19 protein-coding genes and 2 tRNA genes are annotated in these 24174 nt (G+C 67.4%); 9 read left to right on the top strand and 12 right to left on the bottom strand.

All coding sequences use genetic code 11. The features are described 5' to 3' along the window. Positions 1–2: 2 nt before the first annotated feature. From ACTWLI_RS05815 to pknB, 5 genes are read left to right on the top strand one after another with little or no spacing between them, the layout of a single operon-like run. The gene (locus ACTWLI_RS05815) at positions 3–1664 is read left to right on the top strand and encodes a protein phosphatase 2C domain-containing protein (RefSeq protein ID WP_445155711.1); all 1662 of its coding nucleotides are present in this window, start codon (positions 3–5) and stop codon (positions 1662–1664) included. After that, positions 1661–3115: an FtsW/RodA/SpoVE family cell cycle protein gene (locus ACTWLI_RS05820; RefSeq protein WP_445155712.1), complete on the top strand. Its 1455-nt coding sequence runs from the start codon at positions 1661–1663 to the stop codon at positions 3113–3115. The genes ACTWLI_RS05815 and ACTWLI_RS05820 overlap by 4 nt, the downstream gene beginning before the upstream one ends. Beyond that, on the top strand, positions 3112–4569 hold the full coding sequence (locus tag ACTWLI_RS05825; RefSeq protein WP_445155713.1) for a peptidoglycan D,D-transpeptidase FtsI family protein: 1458 nt from the start codon (positions 3112–3114) through the stop codon (positions 4567–4569). Before ACTWLI_RS05820 ends, ACTWLI_RS05825 begins: the two co-directional genes overlap by 4 nt. Further along, the gene (locus ACTWLI_RS05830; protein ID WP_445155714.1) at positions 4566–6380 is read left to right on the top strand and encodes a protein kinase domain-containing protein; all 1815 of its coding nucleotides are present in this window, start codon (positions 4566–4568) and stop codon (positions 6378–6380) included. Before ACTWLI_RS05825 ends, ACTWLI_RS05830 begins: the two co-directional genes overlap by 4 nt. A 6-nt stretch (positions 6381–6386) precedes the next feature. Beyond that, entirely contained in the window at positions 6387–8369 is a 1983-nt protein-coding gene (pknB, locus tag ACTWLI_RS05835; RefSeq protein WP_445155715.1) for a Stk1 family PASTA domain-containing Ser/Thr kinase, read from the top strand. Between the two features lie 13 nt (positions 8370–8382). Here pknB and ACTWLI_RS05840 read toward each other — a convergent pair whose 3' ends face one another. Beyond that, complete coding sequence (locus ACTWLI_RS05840) at positions 8383–9024, bottom strand: aminodeoxychorismate/anthranilate synthase component II (protein WP_445155716.1); 642 nt, start codon at positions 9022–9024, stop codon at positions 8383–8385. A gap of 229 nt (positions 9025–9253) precedes the next feature. On the opposite strand from ACTWLI_RS05840, the gene ACTWLI_RS05845 reads away from it, so the two are divergent. Next, positions 9254–9508 carry a cell division protein CrgA gene (locus ACTWLI_RS05845; RefSeq protein ID WP_445155717.1) on the top strand — a complete coding sequence of 85 codons (255 nt, stop codon included), beginning with the start codon at positions 9254–9256 and terminating at the stop codon, positions 9506–9508. Between the two features lie 146 nt (positions 9509–9654). Next, positions 9655–10260: a DNA-3-methyladenine glycosylase I gene (locus tag ACTWLI_RS05850; protein ID WP_445155718.1), complete on the top strand. Its 606-nt coding sequence runs from the start codon at positions 9655–9657 to the stop codon at positions 10258–10260. Positions 10261–11390: 1130 nt separating this feature from the next. Here ACTWLI_RS05850 and ACTWLI_RS05855 read toward each other — a convergent pair. Both ACTWLI_RS05855 and ACTWLI_RS05860 read right to left on the bottom strand, forming a co-directional pair. Then, the gene (locus tag ACTWLI_RS05855) at positions 11391–12284 is read right to left on the bottom strand and encodes a rhomboid family intramembrane serine protease (RefSeq protein WP_445155719.1); all 894 of its coding nucleotides are present in this window, start codon (positions 12282–12284) and stop codon (positions 11391–11393) included. 7 nt (positions 12285–12291) lie between these two features. Beyond that, positions 12292–12837, bottom strand: a complete 546-nt coding sequence (locus ACTWLI_RS05860) for a peptidylprolyl isomerase (protein WP_056736748.1) — start codon at positions 12835–12837, stop codon at positions 12292–12294. Positions 12838–12991: 154 nt separating this feature from the next. On the opposite strand from ACTWLI_RS05860, the gene ACTWLI_RS05865 reads away from it, so the two are divergent. Together ACTWLI_RS05865 and ACTWLI_RS05870 are read left to right on the top strand one after the other, a co-directional pair. Then, positions 12992–13936 (top strand): hypothetical protein, encoded by a 945-nt coding sequence (locus ACTWLI_RS05865; RefSeq protein WP_445155720.1) that lies wholly within the window; start codon positions 12992–12994, stop codon positions 13934–13936. 148 nt (positions 13937–14084) lie between these two features. Beyond that, positions 14085–14960 carry a glycosyltransferase gene (locus ACTWLI_RS05870; protein WP_445155721.1) on the top strand — a complete coding sequence of 292 codons (876 nt, stop codon included), beginning with the start codon at positions 14085–14087 and terminating at the stop codon, positions 14958–14960. 73 nt (positions 14961–15033) lie between these two features. On the opposite strand, the gene ACTWLI_RS05875 is transcribed toward ACTWLI_RS05870, so the two are convergent. From ACTWLI_RS05875 to recF, 9 genes are all read right to left on the bottom strand, one after another. Further along, positions 15034–15948, bottom strand: a complete 915-nt coding sequence (locus ACTWLI_RS05875) for a DMT family transporter (RefSeq protein ID WP_445155722.1) — start codon at positions 15946–15948, stop codon at positions 15034–15036. A gap of 157 nt (positions 15949–16105) precedes the next feature. Next, positions 16106–16181, bottom strand: a tRNA-Ala gene (locus tag ACTWLI_RS05880). Positions 16182–16209: 28 nt separating this feature from the next. Beyond that, positions 16210–16332 (bottom strand): DLW-39 family protein, encoded by a 123-nt coding sequence (locus ACTWLI_RS05885; protein ID WP_414826639.1) that lies wholly within the window; start codon positions 16330–16332, stop codon positions 16210–16212. Between the two features lie 53 nt (positions 16333–16385). Beyond that, positions 16386–16459, bottom strand: a tRNA-Ile gene (locus ACTWLI_RS05890). Between the two features lie 98 nt (positions 16460–16557). After that, positions 16558–17184: a DUF3566 domain-containing protein gene (locus ACTWLI_RS05895; RefSeq protein ID WP_445155723.1), complete on the bottom strand. Its 627-nt coding sequence runs from the start codon at positions 17182–17184 to the stop codon at positions 16558–16560. Further along, positions 17181–19886 carry a DNA gyrase subunit A gene (gene gyrA / locus ACTWLI_RS05900; RefSeq protein ID WP_445155724.1) on the bottom strand — a complete coding sequence of 902 codons (2706 nt, stop codon included), beginning with the start codon at positions 19884–19886 and terminating at the stop codon, positions 17181–17183. Before gyrA ends, ACTWLI_RS05895 begins: the two co-directional genes overlap by 4 nt. A gap of 55 nt (positions 19887–19941) precedes the next feature. Next, entirely contained in the window at positions 19942–22014 is a 2073-nt protein-coding gene (gene gyrB, locus ACTWLI_RS05905; RefSeq protein WP_445155725.1) for a DNA topoisomerase (ATP-hydrolyzing) subunit B, read from the bottom strand. A gap of 396 nt (positions 22015–22410) precedes the next feature. Next, complete coding sequence (locus ACTWLI_RS05910; protein WP_445155726.1) at positions 22411–22968, bottom strand: DUF721 domain-containing protein; 558 nt, start codon at positions 22966–22968, stop codon at positions 22411–22413. Next, entirely contained in the window at positions 22965–24155 is a 1191-nt protein-coding gene (gene recF / locus ACTWLI_RS05915; protein ID WP_445155727.1) for a DNA replication/repair protein RecF, read from the bottom strand. The genes ACTWLI_RS05910 and recF overlap by 4 nt, the downstream gene beginning before the upstream one ends. Between the last annotated feature and the right edge of the window lie 19 nt (positions 24156–24174).

The raw sequence follows: 24174 nt of genomic DNA on the forward strand, positions 1-24174 counted from the left end.
CCATGGCTGCCCCCGAACCCCCCGCAGAAGAGGCAGCAACTGCCCCCAAGCGGCCGCTCATCATGCGCTACGCCGCGCGTTCCGACGTCGGACGCGTCCGGGCGAAAAACGATGACTCCGCCTACGTCGGCCGCCACCTTGCCGTGGTCGCGGACGGCATGGGCGGGCACGCCGGCGGTGACGTGGCATCAGCTGCCACCGTCCTGGACATGATCCACCTGGACCGGGACGACTACGACGCCGAGACCGGCGAAGCGGACACCGTGCTGGCCGACGAGATCCAAACCGCCAACTCGCTGCTCTCCGAGCTGGTCCACATAAACCCCAAGCTGGCCGGCATGGGCACCACGGTCACGGCCCTGCTGCTCGCGGGGGGACGGCTTCATTTCGCCCACATCGGTGATTCCCGCGCCTACCGGCTGCGCAACGGCGAGTTCGAGCAGGTCAGCGTCGACCACACCTTCGTCCAGCGCCTGATTGACGAAGGCCGGCTGCGCCCGGAGGAGGCGGAAACCCACCCGCACAAGAACGTCCTCATGCGCGTCCTGGGCGACGTCGACGCCAGCCCCGAACTGGACCTCGACGTACTGGAGGTCCAGCCGGGTGAACGCTGGCTGCTCTGCTCCGACGGCCTGAACTACGTGGCCGGGCATGTCGTGGAACGCACGGTGCGCGAAACGAAGAGCCTGCGCGAATGCGCCGACACCCTCGTCGAGCTCACCCTGGAGGCCGGCGCTCCGGACAACGTGACCGTCGTGATGGTCGACATCGCGGAGCAAACCCCCGACGACGTCAGCACCGCCGCCGTCGAGGTCATCCCCACACCCGTGGCGGAGCCGGCCCCGCAGCCGCCCGCCGTGTCTGCGGCCCCGTCCGCGCCCGGCAGCGGCAGCGTGTTCGCCGCCAAGGCCCCCGACGCCGCCGGCGTCCCGGGAAAGCCGCCGGAGGGTTCCGGCGAGGGCCACAAAGAGCCGCAGCCGTCCACCGACCCGCACCTTGGCGAGCACCTGTCCGCCGAGGTGCTGCGTGAGGAACTCTCCACGCGCCCGCACGAACTGGTCGGAGCCGCAGCGTCCGCGGCGGCCTCGGGCTCCATCCCGTCCATCGCCGGCCGCACCGTGGCCCGCCGGGCCGCTACGGTCCTGACCCACAAGGCCGATCAGGACAAGGACGAACCCGAGGAATTCAAGCCGCCCGTCCGTCGCCGGCGCTGGCTGACCGCGTCCATCGCCGCGGCGATTGTTGCCGTCCTGGGGATCGGCCTGTGGCTCGGGTACGCATGGACGCAGACGCGCTACTACGTCGGCGAATACGACCAGCGCGTCGCGATCTTCAACGGCGTCTCCCAGCGGCTTGGCCCCATCCCGCTTTCCACCCTCGAAACGGTGACAGATATCCGCATGTCCGACCTGCCCGAATTCTCGCAGCAGCGGGTCCGCCAGACGGTCCCGGCTCGGGATCTCTACGATGCCCAGCGGATCGTGAAGAACCTTGAGCGCACCGGCACGACGGCCCCCGCCGACGAATGCCTGCCCCCCTCGCCCACGGCCACTCCCAGCGCCTCGGCGTCCCCGCGCAGCTCCGCGTCGGCGGGCGCCGCCGGCACGAAGTCGCCCAGCCCCACCCCGTCCCCGACTCCGACCTACTGCGAGGGGGACAAATGACACCGATCGATCCCACGCCCAAGCCGCGCCGCAACGCCGAGCTGATCCTGCTGATCCTGGCCCTCGTGGTCGGGATCGGCGCGAACGCCCTCGTCGGGGTGGACCGCCAGAAGGCCTTCGACACCGATTTCTGGTTCCAGTCCGGGCTCCTCGCGGCGGCGGCGCTGGCATTCCACGTGGTGCTGCGACTCCGGGCGAAATATGCCGATCCGGTAATACTTCCCTTGGTCGTGGCCCTGAACGGGCTCGGTCTGGCGATGATCCACCGTCTGGACCGCGTCGGTGAGGACACCGGCAACAACCAGCTCCGCTGGACCCTCGTGGCCATGGCCGTCGCGATCGCGGTGATTTTCTTCCTCAAGGACCACCGTCTCCTGCGGCGCTTCACCTATATCTCACTCGCCGTGAGTGCGGTGTTGCTGATCCTGCCGCTGGTGCCGGGTATCTCCGCCGGCGAGGTCCTGGGCGCCAGCGTCTGGATCAAGCTCGGGTCCATGACCTTCCAGCCGGGTGAAATCGCCAAGATCACCCTGGCGATCTTCTTCGCCGGGTATCTGTCCTCCAACCGGGACCTGATCCTGCTCGCGGGCCGGAAGATCGGGCCGGTGCAGTTCCCCCGGTTCAAGGACATGGGCCCGATGATCACGGCCTGGCTGGTCAGCATCGGGGTGCTGATCTTCCAGCGCGACCTGGGCACCTCGATCCTCTTCTTCGGCCTGTTCCTCGTCATGATCTATGTCGCCACCAGCCGGATCAGCTGGGTCATCATCGGCGTGGTCCTGATGGCAGCCGGCGGGTTCGTGGCATCCAAGGTCTTCTCGCACGTCGCGCTCCGCATCGACGGCTGGCTCAACGCCTTCACCCCCGAGGTTTACGACCGCGAGTTCGGCGGCAGCCGGCAGATCGTCGAAGGCCTCTTCGGCATGGCCAACGGCGGCCTGGTCGGCACCGGGCTGGGCCAGGGCCGCCCGAACCTGGTTCCCTTCGCCAACAGCGACATGATCATCGCTTCCTTCGGTGAGGAACTCGGGCTGATCGGCGTCTTCGCGATCGTGCTGATGTACCTGTTGCTTTTCACCCGCGGATTCCGGGCGGCGCTCGGCACCCGGGACGCCTTCGGCAAGCTGCTCGCCACGGGATTGTCTTTTGCCGTCGCGCTGCAGTGCTTCGTCGTCATCGGCGGCGTCACCCGCCTGATCCCGCTGACCGGCCTGACCACGCCGTTTCTGGCAGCCGGCGGTTCCTCGCTGCTCGCCAACTGGATCATCGTCGGCCTGCTGCTGATGATCTCGCACACCGCGCGCGGGCCGGTGGACACCACCCCGCTCCCGCCGGGACAAGCGCCCGACGCCGAGACGGGGGCGGCGGCTGTGCCGCCCAGGCCGGCAGCGGCGCCGTCGTCACCCCGTACCAGTCCAGACGCTCCCACCGAGGCGGTGAAACACCTGTGAATCAGGCCATTCGCAACTCCTGGATCGCCGCGATCGCCATGTTCGCCCTCATCTTCGGGGCGCTCAGCTACGTGCAGGTGGTTGGCGCCGACGAGCTCAAGACCAACGCATGGAACAAGCGCACCCTGCTGCAGAACTACTGCAACGACCGCGGCGCAATCATTGTCGGCGGCACCCCCATCGCGCAGTCGGTGGCGGGGTCGGAGACCTGCCAGTTCCAGCGCAGCTACCCGCAGCCGGAGCTGTACGCCGGGATTACCGGGTATTTCTCCAAGAACTACGGCCTGACCGGCATGGAACTGGCAATGAACGAGCAGCTCGCCGGCAGCTCTGACCAGCTCTTCCTCGACCGGGTCGGGCAGCTGTTCCTCGGCAACCAGCCCAAGGGCGCCTCGGTGGAGCTGACGCTGGATCCGAAAATCCAGAAGCTGGCCTATGACCTGATCCCGGAGGGCCAGCGCGGCTCGATCGTGGTCACCAACCCCAGGACCGGCGCGATCCTGGCGATGGTGTCCAAGCCTTCCTACGATCCGAACCTGATCGCCACGCAGGACGCGGACGCCGAAGCGGCAAACATCACGGCGTTGAACAAGATCCCCGGGATCAACCTCAACCAGTCCGTGAGCGGCCCCACCGGGGCGCTGCTGGCTCCCGGTTCGGTGTTCAAGCTGATCGATACCGCCGCCGCGCTGAACTCCGGCAAGTACAACAAGGACAGCGTGCTGCCGAACCCGGCGGAAATGCCGTTCCCGGGCATCCAGTACAAGCTGCCGAACTACGCCGGCGGAAACTGCTACACCCGGAACACCGCGACGTTCGCGTTCGCCCTGCAGCAGTCCTGCAACACGCCGTTCGCCCGCATCGCGATCGACCTGGGCCAGAAGGCCATTGAGGAGCAGGCCTCCAAGTTCGGTTTCGGACAGGACTTCGGCGACCAGCTCAAGCTCGAAAGCGCCAAGAGCTTCTTCCCGAGTGAACCGCTGGACGACGCCGGACTGGCCCAGTCCGCCATCGGCCAGCGCGACGTCCGCGCGACGCCGCTGCAGATCAACACGATGACCGCCGCGATCGCCAACGGCGGGGTGCAGATGAAGCCCAGCCTGGTCAAGGCCGTGCGGTCGCCGGACCTGCGGATCATCAACGAACCCAAGCCGGAGGTCCTGCGGACCTCGACCAGTCCCGAAATCGCGCGCCAGATCTCCGAATGGATGGCCAGCGTGGTCAGCGACGGCATCGCCCGGGGCGCCGCGGTGCCCGGTTTTGAGGTCGCAGGCAAGACCGGCACGGCCGAGCTCGGCACCGGCTTGAACAATTCATGGTTTACCGGGTTTGCCCCGGCGAACGACCCGCAAGTGGCCGTCACCATCGTCATGCAAGGCGTGGACATCACCACCGGCGCAAACCTAACCAGTCCGAACGCGAAGAAGATTTTTGAGGCGGTGTTGAATAAGTGAGGCCTACATCGGGAATCACCCTCGGCGGCAGGTTCCAGCTGACCACACGCATTGCCATCGGCGGCATGGGGGAAGTGTGGAAGGCCAAGGACCTCATCCTGGGCCGGATCGTTGCGATCAAGGTCCTCAAGGAGGAGTACACCGGCGATCCCGGCTTCCTGCAGCGTTTCCGTGCCGAGGCGCGGCACACCGCCCTGCTGAACCACGTCGGCATCGCGAACGTCTTTGACTACGGCGAGGAAGAGGGCTCGGCCTACCTCGTGATGGAACTCGTCCCGGGCCAGCCGCTGAGCAGCATCATCGAGCACGAACAGGTCCTCTCCCCGGACCGCACCCTGTCGATGATCTCGCAGACGGCGCGGGCCCTGTCCGTCGCGCACGCCCAGGGCCTGGTGCACCGCGACATCAAGCCGGGCAACCTGCTGATCACCCCGGACGGCCGGGTCAAGGTCACCGACTTCGGGATCGCCCGGCTGGCCGACCAGGTGCCGCTGACCCAGACCGGCCAGGTGATGGGCACCGCCCAGTACCTGGCCCCGGAACAGGCCACCGGCCAGACCGCCACCGGCGCCTCCGACATCTATTCGCTCGGCGTCATCGGGTACGAGTGCCTTACCGGCCACCGCCCGTTCTCCGGAGAATCCCAGATCGCGATCGCCCTGGCCCAGGTCAACGACGCGCCGCCGCCACTGCCGGACACCCTGCCCCGTCCGGTGCGTGCGCTGCTGATGTCAATGCTGGCCAAGGATCCGAAAAACCGCCCGGCCGACGCGATCAAGCTCGCCGAAGCGGCCGATGCCATCCGCAACGGTGACATCGCGGCGGCCCACGCCGCCGTCCCGGGCATGCTGCTGTTCGAAGCCGCCACCGGGCCGATCACCGCGCCGGTAAACGTGCCCACGGCGGCGACCGGCGTGATCGGTGCGTCCGCGGCGGAAGACAAGTCGACGTCGGCGCTGCCGGTGCTCGGGGCAGCCGGCGCCGGCGCTGCCGCCGGTCTCGCGGCGGGTGCCGCCGCCGCCAGCGGCCACGGCGCCCGCAACGCGCTCAACCGCGCCGATGCCCTGGCCGCGGAGCGGACCTGGGACCAGGAGGAAGAGGACTACGACGGCTACGAGCCTGCTGAGGAGCCTCGCCGCCGTGGCCGCAGCCCGTGGACCTGGCCGCTGATTGCCCTGATCCTGCTGGTTCTGTTCGCCCTGGTGGGGATCGTCCTGTCCCAGGCCGGGGTCCTGTTCCCGTCCTCGCCCGCCGTCACGAGTTCCAGCGCCAAGGCGAGCACGACGAGCGCGGCGCCGACCTCGAAGTCCCCCAGCCCGACCAGCAGCTCAGCCACGCCCACCGAATCGACGCCCCCGGCGATCAACCTGATCCCGGATGCCTACAAGGGACGTCCCTATGAAGAGGTCAGGGCCGAACTGATCGGACTCGGTCTGCAGGTCAAGGGCAACGGGGTCGCCGACCCCGCCGCGCCGGGCACGGTGCTGGACATCGATCCTTCGGGCCCGGTCCAGCCCGGCGAGACCATCACGGTGAGCTACTCCAAGGGTCCGGAGAAGGTGGCGGTCCCGTCGCTGGAACCGGGCGCGAGTGAAAAGCAGGTCCAGCGTGCGATTGAAAACGCCGGACTGCGCTGGCAGAAGGGCGAGCCGGTGGAGGGCGACGGAACCCAAGAGGAGGGCACGTTCGTCAGCTCCGAGCCGGCCTCCGGCGATGAGGTTCCCGCGGGTTCGGTCGTGACCTACCACCTCGCCGCCCCGCCGGCGTCGGACGCCGCCTCGCCCTCCCCGAGCGCCACCTCCACAAAGTAGCCTTCCATGTCGACTTCACCCCGCACTCCAGCGCACCGGGAGGACAGCAGCCCGGCGTCGGCCCGGCGCGTCCTCAGCGGACGCTACGAGCTGGGTGAGCTGATCGGCCGCGGCGGCATGGCCGACGTCTACCGGGGGGTGGACACCAGGCTTGGCCGGACCGTGGCGATTAAGCTGCTCCGGCCGGATCTGGCCCGTGACCCCCAGTTCCAATCCCGCTTCAAGCGCGAGGCCCAGGCTGTCGCGGCGCTGAACCACCCGTCGATCGTGGCGGTCTTTGACACAGGGGACCACGCCGTCCCGGGCGGTCACGACGACAGTGTCCGGGTGCCGTACATCGTCATGGAGTACGTCTCCGGCAAGACCATCCGCGACCTGATCAAGGCCAACGAGGTCACCATCGACCAGGCGATCGACTTCACCCTGGGCGTGCTGTCGGCGCTGGACTACAGCCACCGCGCCGGGATCGTGCACCGCGACATCAAGCCAGCGAACGTGATGTGTCCGGGCGCCAACGCCGTCAAGGTGATGGACTTCGGGATCGCCCGCGCCATGGCCGATGCGTCGGCGACCATGACACAGACCCAGGCCGTCGTGGGAACGGCGCAGTACCTCTCGCCCGAGCAGGCCCGGGGCGAAACCGTCGACGCGCGCAGCGACCTGTATTCCGCCGGTTGCTTGCTGTACGAGATGCTGACCGGACGCCCGCCCTTCGTCGGCGACAGCCCGGTCTCCGTCGCGTACCAGCATGTGCGGGAGATCCCGGACCCCGCGAGCAGTCTGAACCCAGATGTTTCCCCAGCCCTCGACAGCGTGCTGGCCAAGGCCCTGCAAAAGAACCGGGCGGACCGGTTCCAGGACGCTGCGGCATTCCGCCGTGCCCTGCGCGCGGCCCGCAGCGGCGTCGCCGTCGCTGCCCTGCCGCCCGGCGAAGCCCCGACAGACCCGAACAATACGGTCGAGGGCACCGGTCAGCTGCCCCCGACAGCGGCCTTCGCCCTGACCGGCGCCAAGTTCCTCGACGACGCCCCGTCCGGCCGTCTCCCGGCCGTCCCAGCCGACGCCGGGGACACCGCCCGGGCCGGGGACGGAGCGACGGCGGCCGCGCCGCCGGACACGGGCAGCCTCGGCCTGAGCCTCCCGGCCGAACGCGAGCCCAGTCCCCGGCAGAAGTCCCGACGGCGGATGTGGATCGCCACGCTGGTGATCTTCACCCTGCTCGTCCTGGCCGGCGGCGGTCTGTGGCTCTACAACATGGTCAACCAGCGGCCGGCGCCCGTTGCCAAGGTGGATGTTCCCGCCGTGACGGCGCTGACCGAATCCGAGGCGCTGCAGAAGCTCTACAACGTTGGACTCAAGCCTCAGCTGCAGCGCGTCCAGCACGAGTCGATACCGAAGGGCATCGCCGTCGGGACCGAACCTGTGGCGGGCACCGCCCTGGAGCCGAACGCGGATATCACCCTCACCATCTCCGAAGGGCCGAGCGTCGTCACCATCCCCACCGATCTGCCGGGCCGGACAGAAGCTGACGCGAGGGACGAACTGCGTCGGACCGGGCTGAGCGGAGCGCCCAAAACGACGCTGAACAACAGCCCCAGCGTGCCGGCCGGGATTGTGATCACCACCAACCCCGCTCCGGGCCAGTCCGTCGCGGTGGACAGCACTGTCGAAATCATTGTCTCCACCGGCAAGGCAGCCGTGCCGCAACTCATCGGGCTGACCCGGGCCGAGGCGCAGGCAGCCCTGAAGAAGGCCGGCCTGGGCGCGGCCATCAAGGAAGTCGAAAACTCGCAGGTCCGGCCGGGCAGGGTGACGGCCCAAAGTGATGCCGCGAATGCGGCCGTTGAACAGGGCAAGACCGTGACCATCACGGTGGCGAAGGCCCCGGCTCCGGAGCCCACGCCCACGCCCACGCCGACGCCTTCCGACTCTGGAAACGACAACAACACGACCGAGGGCCTCGGCCAGCTGCTGGGCCCGGGAGCCTAGCGCCCCGCCGTCGTCAGTGCCGGATGAGCGGACTTAGCGCGGCGGCCCGTGCGGCAGCTCCGGCCATGCCCAGCGACTCGAGCCAGTTGCCCAGCATCAGGTAGCCACCCTCGGTCAGGACCGACTCCGGGTGGAACTGGACTCCGCACAGCGGCGCGGTGCGGTGCTGCAATCCCATCACGACGCCGGTGGCGGTCTCCGCCGTCACCTCAAGTTCCGCGGGGATGCTGTCGCGGACCGCTGCGAGGGAGTGGTAGCGCGTGGCCGTGAAGGGCGAGGGCAGACCGGTGAATACGCTGCCCCCGTGGTGTTCCACGAGCGAGGTTTTGCCGTGCATGAGTTCCGGGGCATGGGTTACACGGCCGCCAAAGGCTTCGGCCAGCGCCTGGTGCCCCAGACAGACACCGAGCATGGGCTTGCCGTGGCTGCCGCACCACTTAATCAGTTCGATGCAGACGCCGGCGTCGGCCGGGGCCCCGGGGCCGGGCGAGATGAGCACGCCGTCGCGCGCCTCCGCCATTTCGACCGCCTCGGCCAGGGTCACGTCATCGTTGCGGACCACAGTGGTTTCCGCCCCGAGCTCCTGCAGGTAGCCGACCAGGGTGTAGACGAAGCTGTCGTAGTTGTCTACGACGAGGATCTTGGTTGTACTCATGGGTGCCTTGCTGAACCAATCGTCGAATCAGTGAACGGCCCGCGCTGCGCCGTCCGGGAAGGAACCTGCCCCGGCGTCCGGACGCGCCCAAACCACAGCTGCCCGGACTCCAGCTAGAATTGGCTGCAATTAGGATTTCAAACTTGACCAAGAGCGCGTGGCCGCCGGCTGTTCCTCCTTGCAGGATATCAAGCCCGGCGACGCCCTCTCATCCCGCCAAGGAGGACCCGTGCCCGAGTCGAAGCCGCGGAAGAGGACTGCGCGCGTGGCGCCGCAGGCCTCCGCCACGCAGACCTACAAGCCCAACCCTGTCTGGTTCAAGCCGGTTATGTTCGGCCTGATGATCCTCGGACTGCTGTGGATCATTACGTTTTACATTAGCGAAGGCACCCTCCCCGTCCAGGCTTGGGAGTCCTGGAACATCGTCGCCGGCTTCGGCATCGCGATCGTGGGCTTCCTGATGACCACGCGCTGGCGTTCCTGACCCTGCCGTCGTCCCGACACAGGACTGAAGACCCCTCGCAGGCCGGCACACCCCGTGTGCCGGCCTGCGGCTTTAATCATCCCGGCCCCCGTGGCCCCGCCGCCCCCGCACGGCGGGACGCACGGCGCCTTCCGCAAAGGAATCCCATGAATCCCGAACCCAGTGGCTGCATCATCGGTGAAGACGGGCTCGCACGGCCGGCCTGGGCAGCCACCGACCCGCTGCTGCGGAACTACTACGACACCGAGTGGGGCCTGCCCGTCCGGGACGAGCAGGGACTCTATGAGCGCATCAGCCTCGAGGCGTTCCAGGCCGGCCTGTCCTGGGCGACAATCCTGCGCAAGCGGCCGGCGTTCCGGGCCGCCTTTGCGGATTTTCACCCGGAAACCGTGGCCGCTTTTACCGAGGACGACGTCGAGCGCCTGCTGCAGGACGCCGGCATTGTGCGCAATCGGCTGAAGATCCGCGCGACCGTTACCAACGCCCGGGCGACCTTGGAGTTGAGGAACGACGGCGGCCTGGTCGACTTCGTCTGGGGATTCCGCCCCGCCGCCACACCCGAACCCACGACGCTGGCGCAGATCCCGACGACCTCGCCCGAGTCGGTGGCGCTTTCCAAGGCGTTGCGCAAACGGGGCTTTGTGTTCGTAGGACCCACCACCATGTTTGCGCTCATGGAAGCGATCGGGATGGTAGACACACATCTGGTCGGCAGCCACCGCCGGGGCAGCTCCGGCGTCTGGGCCCGCTAACCCCGCCCAACCTGCCTAACCATCCGCGCGCTGGCGCGTCCACAGCTGTGCACAATCCGGTGCCGCGTTATCCACAGCCTGTTGACCGGCCACCGCGTCCCGCCGGTGAGGCCGCCCCGAGTTTGGCCCCACAACTCCGTCAGACAGTGTGCCTCAACCCCCGAGGCTGTTAATAACTACAGCCGTGTAGTTATTAACAATGTGGAATACCTGTGGATAAACCCCGGAGGCTGCGGACCGGTCCCCAGCCTCCCGTAACCGACCCCCGCCGGGTGGCCATTTCCGGCCGGCCCGGCCATTTCCGGGGGCTCTTTTCGGGCTCCGGCGTCCGGATCCCGAGGTTATCCACTTAACAACATGAAGCTACCCACACGTTATCCACAGGTGGGGATAATCCGGGCCGCGAGCGGGCGCGGGGCTGCGGACAGGAGCGCCATGGCGCGAGTTTTCGGTGGGAAACTAAGACCGTCAAGTTATTAACACTGTGAACAAGCCTGTGAATAACCGCCAATAAATACGACGTACGAACGGTGGCGGCCCTTGAGGCGGTGCGTGGAGCCCTTCCTACATGTGCTCCCAGGCAGGCCATGCCTGGGGCCCGCGCGACGATGCGGAGCGGGACAGCGGGGCAAGATTCTCTCCCCTCTTCCTCACCGCGGTCCGGCGCCCGGCCGGGACTGACAACCCCGGCGGGGTTGTCCACTTAACCACAGGCCATGCCCACAGAGTTATCCACAGCTGTGGAGGAATGTTTTGGCCGAAGGCGCCGTCCCGCTTGTCATGGCCTTCAGAACCGCCGCGGCCGACTGAACTACAGGGTTGTAAGTTACCAACAGTGTGGATAACGGTTGTGGACAACTTCTGACGCTGGCTTGGTAGGGGGATCACCGCAAGGGTGAGAGACCCCCCTTGGGCGGCAGGCGGGCGGGGAAAACGGCACGGGGGCTCGGGCAAGGGGCCTGCGGCGGCTCGGCGCCGGGCCGTGGCCTGGAATGGGATATCGGGCCGGGGCGCGAGAATCCGGCACACGAGCAGGGAGCGTGGACCGTCCGGCAGGCGGAAAGCGGACGGGAGAGTGTGCGGAAGCGCTGGACAGGCCAACAGGCCGGGCCACGGAAGCGCGGGGGCCGCTAGGCCGGGAGCGCGGTGGCCGAGGCGTGGAGTGCGGTCGCCGCGACCAGCAGGAATAGCACCGCGGTTAGACCGGCCACCTGGAGCGCTCCCTGGCGGCGGCCCCGCGGAGCGTAGGCAATGGCAGCGGCGCAGAGCGCACCGGTGATCAGGCCGCCGAGGTGGGCCTGCCAGGCGATCTGGGGGACGACAAATCCGATGACACCGTTGATCGCGATGAGGACCCAGAGTTGGCGCGTGTCGCCGCCGCGGTGGCGTTGGACCACCAGCATGGCGCCGAAGAGCCCGAAGATCGCGCCCGAAGCACCCACGACGCCGGCCAGGGCCTGGCCCGGGGTGTAGGCCGGGGTCAGCAGCAGGTAGCCGACCGATCCGCCTATGGCGGAGAGCAGGTACACGGCGAGGAAGCGCGCACGCCCCAGCAGGGGTTCCAGCGCCTGGCCAAACATCCACAACATGTACATGTTCAGCACAATGTGCAGGATGAAGCCCTGGGAGTGCAGGAAGGCGGATGTCAGCATCCGCCAGGGCTCGAACGCCCCGAAACTGGGATCGGCATAGACAGTGGCGAAGGCGAAGTTCTGGTAGATCCAGTCGTTGGGGACGAGCCACTGCAGCACGTACACGAGCGCGCAGGCGGCGATGATGCCAAAGGTGACCAAGGGCCGGCCCACGGCGGCGGCGCCGCCGTACACGGACTTCACGGCCGGCGTCGTCCTTTTGGTTTCGTTGACGCAGTCAACGCACTGGAATCCGACGGCGGCCGCCCGCTGGCAGTCGGGGCACGCGGGGCGCCCGCAGCGCTGGCACCGGACATAGGCCGGGCGGTCCGGGTGCCGGGGGCACACCGGGATCTGCGCGGACGGCTCTGCCGCCGGAATTCCATAGCTCATGGCTGGACTAGAGCTGTTCGATGTCGATGCTGTTGATGACTACGTCCTCGACGGGGCGGTCGCCCATGCCCGTGCGCACGCCTTCGATGGCGTCGACGACCTTCTTGGATTCCTCGTCGGCCACCTCACCGAAGATGCTGTGCTTGCCCTGCAGCCAGCCGGTCGGGATCGTGGTGATGAAGAACTGCGAGCCGTTGGTGCCCCGGCCCATCTGGATGCCGGCGTTGGCCATGGCGAGCTTGTAGGGCTCGTTGAAGGTCAGCTCAGGGTGGATTTCGTCGTCGAACTTGTAGCCCGGGCCGCCGGTGCCGCGGCCCAGCGGGTCGCCGGCCTGGATCATGAAGTCCTTGATGATGCGGTGGAAGATGGTGCCGTTGTACAGCGGAGTGCCGGTCTTGTCCTCGCCGCTTTCCGGGTGGGTCCAGGCCTGCTCTCCGGTGGCCAGGCCGACGAAGTTCTTGACGGTCTTGGGCGCGTGGTTGCCGAAGAGGTTGACGACGATGTCGCCCAGGCTCGTGTGGATGGTTGCTTTTGCGGTTGCGATGGCAGTCATGGCCCTATTCTTCCACGGCAGGGGTTTGGCTACAGGGCCGCGCAGCCAGTTCCGCGCTGGGTGAAATCCGGCCGAAAAGCGGCGGGAGAATAGCCCGTCGGGTCCCGGACACGTAGGCTAACAGCAGAACCGTCACATTAATCGGGAGGTAGTTGTGAAGAAAACGGATCGTATTGCCCGCGAGCTGGAGCACTCGGTCAGCAGCGCAGTGGAGAACGCCAAGGACTGGGCAGCACCCCGGGTTGAGGCCGCCGTCGACTGGGCCGTTCCGCGCCTGCAGCAGGGTCTGGACACCGCCTCTCCGAAGATCCAGGAGGGCCTGAAGTCAGCGGCCCACAACCTGGCCGGCGGCGTCGCCACCGTCACCCCCCGCATCCAGGACGGGCTCGCGCAGCTCGCGCCGAAAATCCACGACGCCGTCGAAGGTGCCACGCCGCGGCTGCACGAAGCCCTCGACAAGGCCACCCCGGTGATCGCCAACGCCCGCGACCGGGTGGTCGTGGAGTACCTGCCCCGGCTTTCGGACCAGATCGGCCACGCCTCCGACGCCGTGCACCGCACGCTTGAGGGCGCGCCGGCCCATGTGGACGCCGTGGCGCAGCGGCTGGCCGACTCCGGCGTCGTGCACTCGGTCCAGGAGCAGGCACAGTCTGCGGGCAAGCAGCTGAAGGCCGCTGCCGCCGGCGCCGGCCTGATGGCCCCGGCGGAACTGGCCAAGAAAGATAAGCCCAAGCACCGCGGCTTCCTGATTTTCGGCGTCATCGCGGCTGCTGTTGCCGCCGGCGTCGCCGCCTGGAAGGCCTCCAAGCCGATCGAGGACCCGTGGAAGACGCCCGCTCCGGTTACGCCGGCCACGCCGGCTCCGGTTCCCGCCACCACCGTAACCGAGGTCAAGGAGGAGGCGAAGCAGAACATCAGCGATGCTGCCGACTCCGCGGGTTCGGCCACCGTGGCCGCCGCCGACAAGGCAGCGGAAGCTTCGCACGAGGCCGCAGAGAAGGCCACGACGGAGGATGCCTCCGCCAAGGTCGCTACCGATGCCAAGACTGCGGTGCGCAACATCGCCGCCAGCCTGAACAACGACGACAAGACCAAGTAGTCCCTTCCTCCGCCGGCTCGCCGCGCGGGGGAACTGAGGGATTGACGCAGAAGAGGGATACCGCCGTGGCGGTGTCCCTCTTTTGTTTTCCCGTATCCGTAGCCCGCACACGGCCGCGGCGTCGGGTCCGGGTGCTAAATTTGGGGGGATGTCAGCCGAAAAATCCTCCGTGGACGCCAGTGACGCCGCCGTGCAGCCTCCGGCGGTCTCTATCGTCATCCCGGCGTACAACGAGGAAAGCGTCATCCGGCAGTGCCTGATTGCCGCGGTCTACCAGTCAGTCCCGGCCCACGAGATCATCGTGGTGGACAACATGTCCAAGGACCGCACCGCCACGATCGTCCGGCAGATGCAGCAGGAGTACCCGGAGAGCCCGATCATCCTGCTCAGCCAGGACAAGGACCAGGGCCTCATCCCCACCCGGAATTTCGGACTGGACCACGCGACCGGCGAGGTGCTCGGCCGGATCGATGCCGACTCGGTGCTGGAGCCTGACTGGGTGGAGCAGGTCCAGAAGGCCTTCGCCGACCCGTCCGTTGCGGCAGCCACCGGCCCGGTGGTGTATTACGACATGCCCATGAGGCGCTTCGGCCTCAAGGCCGACGACAAGATGCGCCAGCTCATGCTCAAACTGGCCAAGCACCAGTATCACTTTCTCTTCGGATCCAACATGGCGCTGCGCCGCTCGGCCTGGGACGTTATCCGGTTGGAAACCTGCCGGGACGAGAAGGACGAGATGCACGAGGACATCGATCTCTCCCTTCACCTCGCCGACCACGACTTGAGGATCCAGTACTGGCCGCAGATGGTCTCCGGAATGTCTGCCCGGCGGCTCGAGGACTCCCCGCGGGACTACCGCTACTACGTCACCCGGTTCGACCGGACCTACAAGGCGCACAACGTCAAGAAAATGGCGTTGAAGGCCCCCATGGTCGTGTTTTTCTCGGTGTACTTCCCGGCCAAGCTGCTGCGCGCCATCCACACGGTCAACACCGCCCAGCCGGTCCGGCGCGGCGGGCAGTAGCGCTTCCGGCCGCCACGGTGGCCGGGCGTTACCGCAGGGCTTCCGCCGCCGGGCGCTACCGCCGACGTGCCGCCTAATCGGTGCCGAGTTCCGCGATCCGGTCCGCTGCGCGGCGCACCCTGAGGGAGCGCCGCTGGCCCGCGACCACGACGGCGAGCCCCACTAGGATCATGCCGAGGCCGGCGTAGGTGCCGCCGGGCAGCGTTTCGCCCAGGCAGCCGGCCGCGAGCAGCGCCGCGCCGGGGATCTCCAGCAGGATGATCATCGACACAAGCAGCGGGCTCCACGTCGCCAGCAGGTGGTTGAAGGCCGTATGGCCCACCAGCTGCGCGCAGACGGTGATAGCCAGGATCCCCAGCCAGCCGGCAGCATCGAAGCCCGCCAGCGGTTGGCCGGACGCCAGGGCCAGGACCGCCACCACCGCGGCACACATGCCGTAGCAGAGGGTCGTGTATACGCCCGTACCCATCGTCCGCCGGGCGCGGCCGCCGGCCAGCGTGTAGGCGCCCGCAAGGATGCCGCCGGCCACGGCGAGCAGGTCGCCGATGAGGGCCTGCGGCGAGGTGCCCATGTCGAAGCCGGTGATGGCCACGACGCCGCCGAACGCCAGTCCAAACCCGGCGAGGACCTCCCACCGGTGGCGCACGCCGCGGAAGAGCTGGAAGACGGCGATCCAGCCGGACTGGAGACAGACCAGCGCAGTTGCCGCCGCCACCGAGGTCAGCTGCAGCGAGGTGATGAAGCAGGCGAAATGGAGGGCCAGCGATACGGCAGCGGCTAGGGACCAGCGGAATTCACTGCCCGTGACCCGGCCGAACTGCCGGGGCTGCCGGACGAGCACAGGCCCGGCCATCACCGCGGAGCCGATCGCATTGCGCCAGAAGGCGATTGCGAGGGCACTGACCGACGTAGCGCCCAGGGTAGCCGCGATCAGCGGGCCGGAAGAGGCCACGCCCAGCACGCCCAAGGCGGCAAGGAAGAAGTTCACGCTCCCACAGTAGTGGTCCGGCGAGGCCGGGCCGTGCTCCGTTCCGGACGGTGACGGAAACGGGGTTCCCCGGGAGGACAAGGCATCGGCAGGTGGGCGCACAGCCCGGAACGCAAAAGGTCCCGGCCAGCGTTTCCGCTGGCCGGGACCTTTTCTATGGTGGAGGCACGGGGACTCGAACCCCGAACCCCCTGCTTGCAAAGCAGGTGCGCTACCAATTGCGCCATGCCCCCATAGGAACTACCCGGTATCTTCCGGGAGCTAGTCGACCGTGTCGGTCGCTTCGCTCCAGACTGTCTTCCGGGCTTCGGACTCCTGCACTTTCCTGTAGACAAGAACGCTTGCGATCGTGGCTGCTACAACCAGCAACTTCTTCACATGCACCTCATCCCGGTCCGCTTTGCAACGGACCTTTCCAGGAACCTGTACAGGTTCCGTGGGCGTACCAGGACTTGAACCTGGGACCTCTTCGTTATCAGCGAAGCGCTCTAACCGCCTGAGCTATACGCCCCGATGCCTCATCGGGCCGAGATATGACTTTACAGCACATCCCGGCCCGATCTCAAATCGAGGCATTCCGGAACAGTTCGTCCCGGAAATTCACGGGTTTTAGTCGTCCGTCAGGGTGACGCCGATGCCGCCGACGAGCGTCGCGGCGATGTTGTACAGCACCGCAGAGAGCATCGACAGGGCCGTCAGCAGCACCACGTTGATCACGGCGATGATGACTGCGAAGGAGGCCACCTGGCCGAGCGAGGCGACCTTCTTCAGCTCGAAGCCGCCGCTTTCCGACCCGGCGAGGGTACCGAGGAGGCCGTCGACCTGGTCGAAGATGCCGGTCAGGTCCAGGACGGTCCAGAGCACGATCGCGGCGACCACCGCGACGATGCCGAGGGCCACCGAGAGCAGGAACGCCATCTTGAGTACGGACCACGGGTCGACCTTGCTGATCAGCAGGCGGGCGCGGCGGACCTTGGCCTTCGGAGCCGGCTTGACCAGGCCCGGAGCTCCCTGGCCGGGGCGCTGGCCCGCGGCGTCGGGCCGCTGGCCCGGAACAGCGGGGCGCTGGCCCGGGGCGGCAGGGCGCTGCGGCGCTCCCGCGGGGCGCTGGCCCGAGCCGGCCGCGCCCGGGCGCTGCTGCGGCCGTGACGGGGCGGCGACCCGGGGGGCTGCAGCCGGCTGCCGCATGCCGCCGGCGCCGCTGCTGGACTTGGGATATGAGTCGGAATTACTCACGCGTTACCTCCGGTGTTGTCTTCGTCCAGTTCGGCATGGCCTGATGACTCATCTGACTCCGGGGCCGGTACTGATTCTGCCTCTGCGGACCCTTCGATCGGTCCAGTTGCTTCAGCCAACGTTACGTCATCCTGCCCCGCGGCCGGACTTTCGGCGCCGTCCTCGGGGGCGGTTTCCTCCGTCTCGAGGCCGCGTTCGCTGTTGCGGGCGACGGCGATGATGCGGTCGTTCTTGTCCGGCTTGGCGAAAATGACGCCCATGGTGTCGCGTCCCTTGGCCGGCACACCGGCGACCGAGGAGCGGACCACCTTGCCGCCCTCCATGACCACCAGGACCTCATCCTCTTCCTGGACGATCAGGGCGCCGACGAGGTGTCCGCGTTCTTCCTGGTACTTGCCGACCTTGATGCCGAGCCCGCCGCGGCCCTGGAGGCGGTATTCCTCCACCGCCGTCCGCTTCGCGAAGCCGCCCTCGGTGACGATGAATACGAAGGACCCGTCGCGCACGACGTCGGCCGCCAGCAGTTCGTCATCCTCGCGGAACTTCATTCCGGTGACACCGGATGTGGCCCGGCCCATCGGGCGCAGCGCCTCGTCGGTGGCGGTGAAGCGGATTGACTGGCCCTTCCGGGACACCAGCATGAGGTCATCCGTCTCGGAGACCAGCTGCGCGGAGACCAGTTCGTCGCCGTCGCGCAGGTTGATCGCGATCACGCCGGCGGAGCGGTTGGTGTCGTAATCCTCCAGCCGCGTCTTCTTGACCAGGCCGCGTTTGGTGGCGAGCACCAGGTACGGGGCGTGCTGGTAGTCGCGCAGGTCCAGCACCTGGGCAATGTGCTCGTCCGGCTGGAAGGCCAGCAGGTTGGCCACATGCTGGCCCTTCGCGTCACGGGCCGCTTCCACCAGCTCGTAGGCCTTCGCCCGGTAGACCCGGCCCAGGTTCGTGAAGAACAGCAGCCAGTGGTGCGTGGTGGTCACGAAGAAGTGCTCGACGACGTCGTCGCCGCGCAGCTGCGCGCCCCGGATGCCCTTGCCGCCGCGCTGCTGCGAGCGGTAGTTGTCGCTGCGGGTGCGCTTGACGTAGCCGCCGCGGGTGATCGTGACGACCATTTCCTCTTCGGGGATCAGGTCCTCGATCGACATGTCGCCGTCGAAGCCCATCAGGACTTTGGTCTTGCGGTCGTCGCCGTGCTTGGCCACGATCTCCGCGAGCTCGGTGCTGATGATCTCGCGCTGCCGCTCTTCCGAGGCCAGGATGGCGTTGTACTCCGCGATCAGGGCCTCGAGTTCGGCGTGCCGGTCCTGGATCTTCTGGCGTTCCAGGGCCGCGAGCCGGCGCAGCTGCATGTCCAGGATGGCCCGGGCCTGCAGTTCGTCGATCTCCAGCAGTTCCATCAGCCCGTCGCGCGCGGCTTCGGTGGTGGTGGAGGCGCGGATCAGGGCGATGACCTCGTCGAGGGCATCCAGCGCCTTGAGCAGGGCGCGCAGGATGTGCGCTTCCTCCTCCGCCTTCCGCAGGCGGTACCTGGTGCGCCGGGCGATGACGTCCATCTGGTGCGTGACCCAGTGGCGGATAAACGCATCGAGGCTCAGGGTGCGCGGCACCCCGTCGACGATCGCGAGCATGTTGGCCGCGAAGTTGTCCTGCAGCTGGGTGTGCTTGTAGAGGTTGTTCAGCACCACCTTGGCGACGGCGTCGCGCTTGAGCACGATCACCAGGCGCTGGCCGGTGCGGCCCGAGGTCTCGTCGCGAAGGTCGGCGATGCCGGAAATCTTGCCGTCCTTGACCAGCTCGGCAATCTTGATCGCCAGGTTGTCCGGGTTGGCCTGGTACGGCAGCTCGGTGACCACCAGGCAGGTGCGGCCCTGGAGTTCCTCGACGTTGACGACGGCGCGCATCGTGATGGAGCCGCGCCCGGTCCGGTAGGCATCCTCGATGCCCTTGTGGCCCAGGATCGTGGCGCCGGTCGGGAAGTCGGGTCCCTTGATCCGCTGGATCAGTTCCTCGAGCAACTCCTCGCGGCTAGCGGTCGGGTTGGCCAGGTACCACTGCACGCCGTCGGCAACCTCGCGGAGGTTGTGCGGCGGAATGTTGGTGGCCATGCCGACGGCGATGCCGGAGGACCCATTGACCAAAAGGTTCGGGAAACGGGCCGGCAGGATCGTGGGTTCCTGGTTCTTGCCGTCGTAGTTGTCCTGGAAGTCGACGGTCTCCTCGTCGATATCCCGGACCATTTCCATCGCCAGCGGCGCCATCTTCGTTTCGGTGTACCGCGGGGCGGCGGCGCCGTCGTTGCCCGGGGAGCCGAAGTTGCCCTGGCCCAGGGCCAGCGGGTAGCGCATGGTCCAGTCCTGGATCAGGCGGACCAGGGCATCGTAGATCGCGGTGTCGCCGTGCGGATGGTACTGGCCCATGACCTCGCCGACAACGCGGGCGCACTTGTTGAAGGAACGGTCCGGGCGGTAGCCGCCGTCGAACATGGCGTAGAGCACGCGGCGGTGGACGGGCTTCAGGCCGTCACGGACATCCGGCAAAGCGCGGCCCACAATGACGGCCATCGCGTAGTCGAGGTAGGAGCGCTGCATCTCGGTCTGCAGGTCGACCTGCTCGACGCGGTCGCCCAGCACCTCGGCGTCCAGGACGGTGCCTTCGAGCACGGAGTCCGCGCCGTCGGCGGGAACCTCGGGTGTTTCGTCACTCATAGTCAGTATTTTCCGTTTCAGGTATATATCGGCTCAGGGATATAAGCGGGGTGCGCTAGATATCGAGGAACCGGACGTCCTTGGCGTTCTGCTGGATGAAGTTCCGTCGCGATTCGACGTCCTCGCCCATCAGGACGGAGAAGGTCTGATCCGCAGCCAGGGCGTCGTCCATGGTCACCTGCAGGAGGGTGCGGTGCTCGGGGTCCATGGTGGTGTCCCAGAGTTCCGTGTAGTCCATCTCGCCGAGGCCCTTGTAGCGCTGGATGCCGTTGTCCTTGGGGATACGGCGGCCCGCAGCCTGGCCGGAGACCAGCTTCGCGTCACGTTCCCGGTCGCTGTAGACGTAGTCGTGCGGCGCATTGGACCACTTGATCCGGTACAGCGGCGGCTGGGCCAGATAGACGTAGCCGTTTTCGATCAGCGGGCGCATGTACCGGAACAGCAGGGTCATCAGCAGCGTGGTGATGTGCTGGCCGTCGACGTCGGCGTCGGCCATCAGGACGATCTTGTGGTACCGCAGCTTGGCCAGGTCGAAGTCCTCGCCGATGCCGGTGCCAAACGCCGTAATCATCGACTGGACCTCGGCGTTGCCCAGGGCCTTGTCGAGCCTGGCCCGCTCGACGTTGAGGATCTTGCCGCGCAGCGGCAGGATGGCCTGCGTCTCGGGGTTGCGGCCGCGCTTGGCCGAACCGCCGGCGGAGTCGCCCTCCACGATGTAGACCTCGCACTTCTGCGGGTCCTTGGAGGAGCAGTCGGAGAGTTTGCCGGGCATGCCGAAGGATTCCAGCGGGCTCTTCCGTCGGGCATTGTCGCGGGCCTTGCGGGCGGCCATGCGGGCCTGCGCGGCGGAGATGGCCTTGCGGATCACATCGCGTGCCGGGCCGGGGTTGCGCTCCAGCCAGTCGCCCAGGCCGTCCGTGACGACGCGCTGGACGAAGCCGCGGACCTCGGAGTTGCCGAGCTTGGTCTTGGTCTGGCCCTCGAACTGGGGCTCGGAGAGCTTGACCGAGATGACCGCGGTCAGGCCTTCGCGAATGTCGTCGCCCGTGAGGTTGTCGTCCTTTTCCTTGATGATGCTTTTCTCCCGCGCGTAACGGTTGATCAGCGAGGTCATCGCGGCACGGAAACCTTCTTCGTGCGTTCCGCCTTCGTGGGTGTTGATGGTGTTGGCGTAGGTGTGGACGCTCTCGGAGTAGGCGTTGGTCCACTGCATCGCCATTTCCAGGGCGATGTGCCGCTCGGTGTCCTCGGTTTCGAAGGAGATGACGTCCTCGTGGACGACGTCGACCTTCTTGCCCGAGTTCAGGTGCTTCACGTAGTCCAGCAGGCCGTTGTCGTACTGGTAGACGACGGTGTGGAATTCCGCGGGGACCTCGCCCTCGGTCTCGACGGCGTCCAGGTCGAGGTCTTCCTCGCCGGACGGCTCAACGGCGGTCTGCCGCTCATCCGTCAGGGTGATCCGCAGGCCCTTGTTCAGGAACGCCATCTGCTGGAAGCGGGCCCGGAGGGTCTCGAAATCGAATTCCGTGGTTTCAAAGATGCTGGCGTCCGGGTAGAACGTCTGGGTGGTGCCGGTCTCGGTGGTTTCCTCACCCTTGACCAGGCTGCCCTGCGGCTTGCCGCCGTCGGCGAAGGACATCCGCCACACGTGGCCCTGGCGCCGCACCTCGGTGTCGACGCGGCTCGAGAGCGCGTTGACGACGGAAATGCCGACGCCGTGCAGGCCGCCGGACACGGCGTAGCCGCCGCCGCCGAACTTGCCGCCGGCGTGCAGGATGGTCATGACCACTTCCACCGTAGGCTTCTGCTCTGTGGGGTGCAGGTCGACCGGGATGCCGCGGCCGTTGTCGACGACCTTCACCCCGCCATCGGCCTGCAGGACGATCTCGATGTGGGTGCAGTAGCCGGCCAGTGCCTCGTCGACCGAGTTGTCCACGACCTCGTAGACCAGGTGGTGCAGGCCGCGGGGACCGGTGGATCCGATGTACATGCCCGGGCGCTTCCGGACAGCCTCCAGGCCCTCAAGGACGGTGATGTCGCTGGCGCCGTACTCGCGGGGTGTCACAGCTTCGGCCGGGGCGCCCTCCGCCGCTGGGTCCGCCGGGAATTCTGTATTGTCGTTAGCCACAGGCGCTTTCGACTCCTCTACGTTCGTTGAAGGCCGGCCGTGGCCGCGTCCGGAAAGGAACGGCTACCGCCAACAGGCACGTCACTGACGGCGCCGGCAGCATCGAGGAACCGATCTCCGCACAGAAAAACCGCGTCGGAAACGGACTCAGTCGACGTTTCACCGGCGCCCAGTTATCGACTCTGATTCTACCGTGTTACAGTGCGGAATCTCGCATTCTGCGGGGCTAAACGGGAACCAATATGCCGCTGGGAGGCCGCTGGGCCGCCCTTCACGGCTCCAGCAGTGCCGCCGCCGGGGGTCTATATGCCCGCGGGGCGCCCAGGCGCCCTACACGGCGCTTGCGGTTTTTTCAAGAGTTTTGGAAGAAGTGCTTCACACCCGGACCGGCGGCGCCTACCCGTAGGTGTCACGGGGCCCGCGGCCGTGCACCGTGCGGGCGCCCTTGCGCCAGCTCGGCGCGGCCGGGCCGAGGACCTGGATGCTCGTGACCACGCCGTCGCCGAGTTCGACGCGGAACTTTTCCAGCAGGCTGTGGCTGAGCAGCCGGAGCTGTGTGGCCCAGGCGGTTGAGTCGCAGCGTACGTGCAGGGTGGTGTCGGTGAAACTCTCCGGGGTGCAGTGCGCAGAGATCTCCGGCCCCACCAGGGCAGGCCACTGCGCCATCACGGAGCCCACCGCCACCGGCGAACTCCAGCCGCGTTCTGCCACCAGGCGTCCGACGACTTTGCCGAGCCCCAGCGGGTCCCGGCCGTTGGTGTGGAACTGGCTGAACCCGCGGCCTCCCGCGGCACGGGACGGCTTCTGGCCGGTGCCCGGGCGGGGCGGGGCCTTGCGGCGGATTTCTCCACGGGCCGCCGCCGCGTCGCGCATCCGGTTCAGGGCGGCCTGGGCGGCGTCGATGTCGTCGGGGTCGCGGCCGGGCTGGAGGGCGCCGTCGGTGTCCTTATTCATCGTTTGTCCGGATCATCGATTCCTCCCGGAATGACTTTCATCCGCCGTCCGGCAAGTTCCGCCGGAATGTCATCCTCGACGGCGGCGGTCACCAGGACCTGTTCCGCGCCGGAGACTATTGCCGCCAGTTTACGCCGCCGCTGGACATCGAGTTCGGCAAAGACATCGTCCAGGATCAGGATCGGTGCGGACCCGCCGGTGCGTGCATCGTCCAGCATCACGTAGTACGAGGCGAGCCGCAGCGACAGGCACATGGACCAGGTTTCCCCGTGGGAGGCGTAGCCCTTGGCGGGTGCCTGGCCCAGGATCAGCTGCAGTTCGTCGCGGTGCGGGCCCACCAGGGAAATCCCGCGTTCCAGTTCCTTGCGCCGCGACGCCGCGAACGCCTGTACGTACCGGTCGGCCAGCTCCTCGACGCTCAGCTGCCTCAGGTCCTCGGCTCCCGCCGCGGGACCGCCCGAACTTTCACCGTCGTCGTCGAGCACGCCCTGCAGCGTGGAGCGGTAGATGGCGCCGGCAGTCTTGGACCCGTCCGTGAGCTGCGCGTACGCGTGCTGCAGGTGGGGCTGCAGCCGTTCCACCAGCTCGAGCCGGGCGTGCAGCAGTTCCGCTCCCGCCCGTGCCATGTGCTGGTCCCAAACATCGAGCGTTGCCTCGTGCCCGGCGGTGAATTTGCCGGCGCGGCCGGATTTGAGCAGGGCATTGCGCTGTTTGAGTACCCGGTCATAGTCGGCGCGCGTGGCTGCGTGCCGGGGAACCAGGCTGACCAGCAGTTCGTCGAGGAACCGGCGCCGGTTGGACGGGTCGCCCTTGACCAGGGCCAGGTCTTCCGGGGCGAAGAGCACCGTCTGGCAGATGCCCAGGATATCCCTGGCCCGGACCGGGTTGCTGCGGTTGATCCGCGCCCGGTTGGCGCGGCCGGCATTGAGTTCCAGCTCGAGTACGGTGGCCTGTTCGCCCCGGACCAGCCTCGCCCGGATCATCGCCCGATCGGTGCCGAAGCGCAGCAGCGGCCCGTCGCTGCTGACCCGGTGGGAGCTGAGCGTGGCCAGATAGCCGATTGCTTCCATCAGGTTGGTCTTACCGATCCCGTTGGAACCGACCAGCACCGTCACGCCGGGTTCCAGGCTCAGGTCCACCTGGGCGTAACTGCGGAAATCCGTCAGCGAAAGTTGTTCTAGGTACACGCCGGGTTCAGGATCCCAA

It is taken from the genome of Arthrobacter sp. Hor0625, assembly GCF_052567525.1.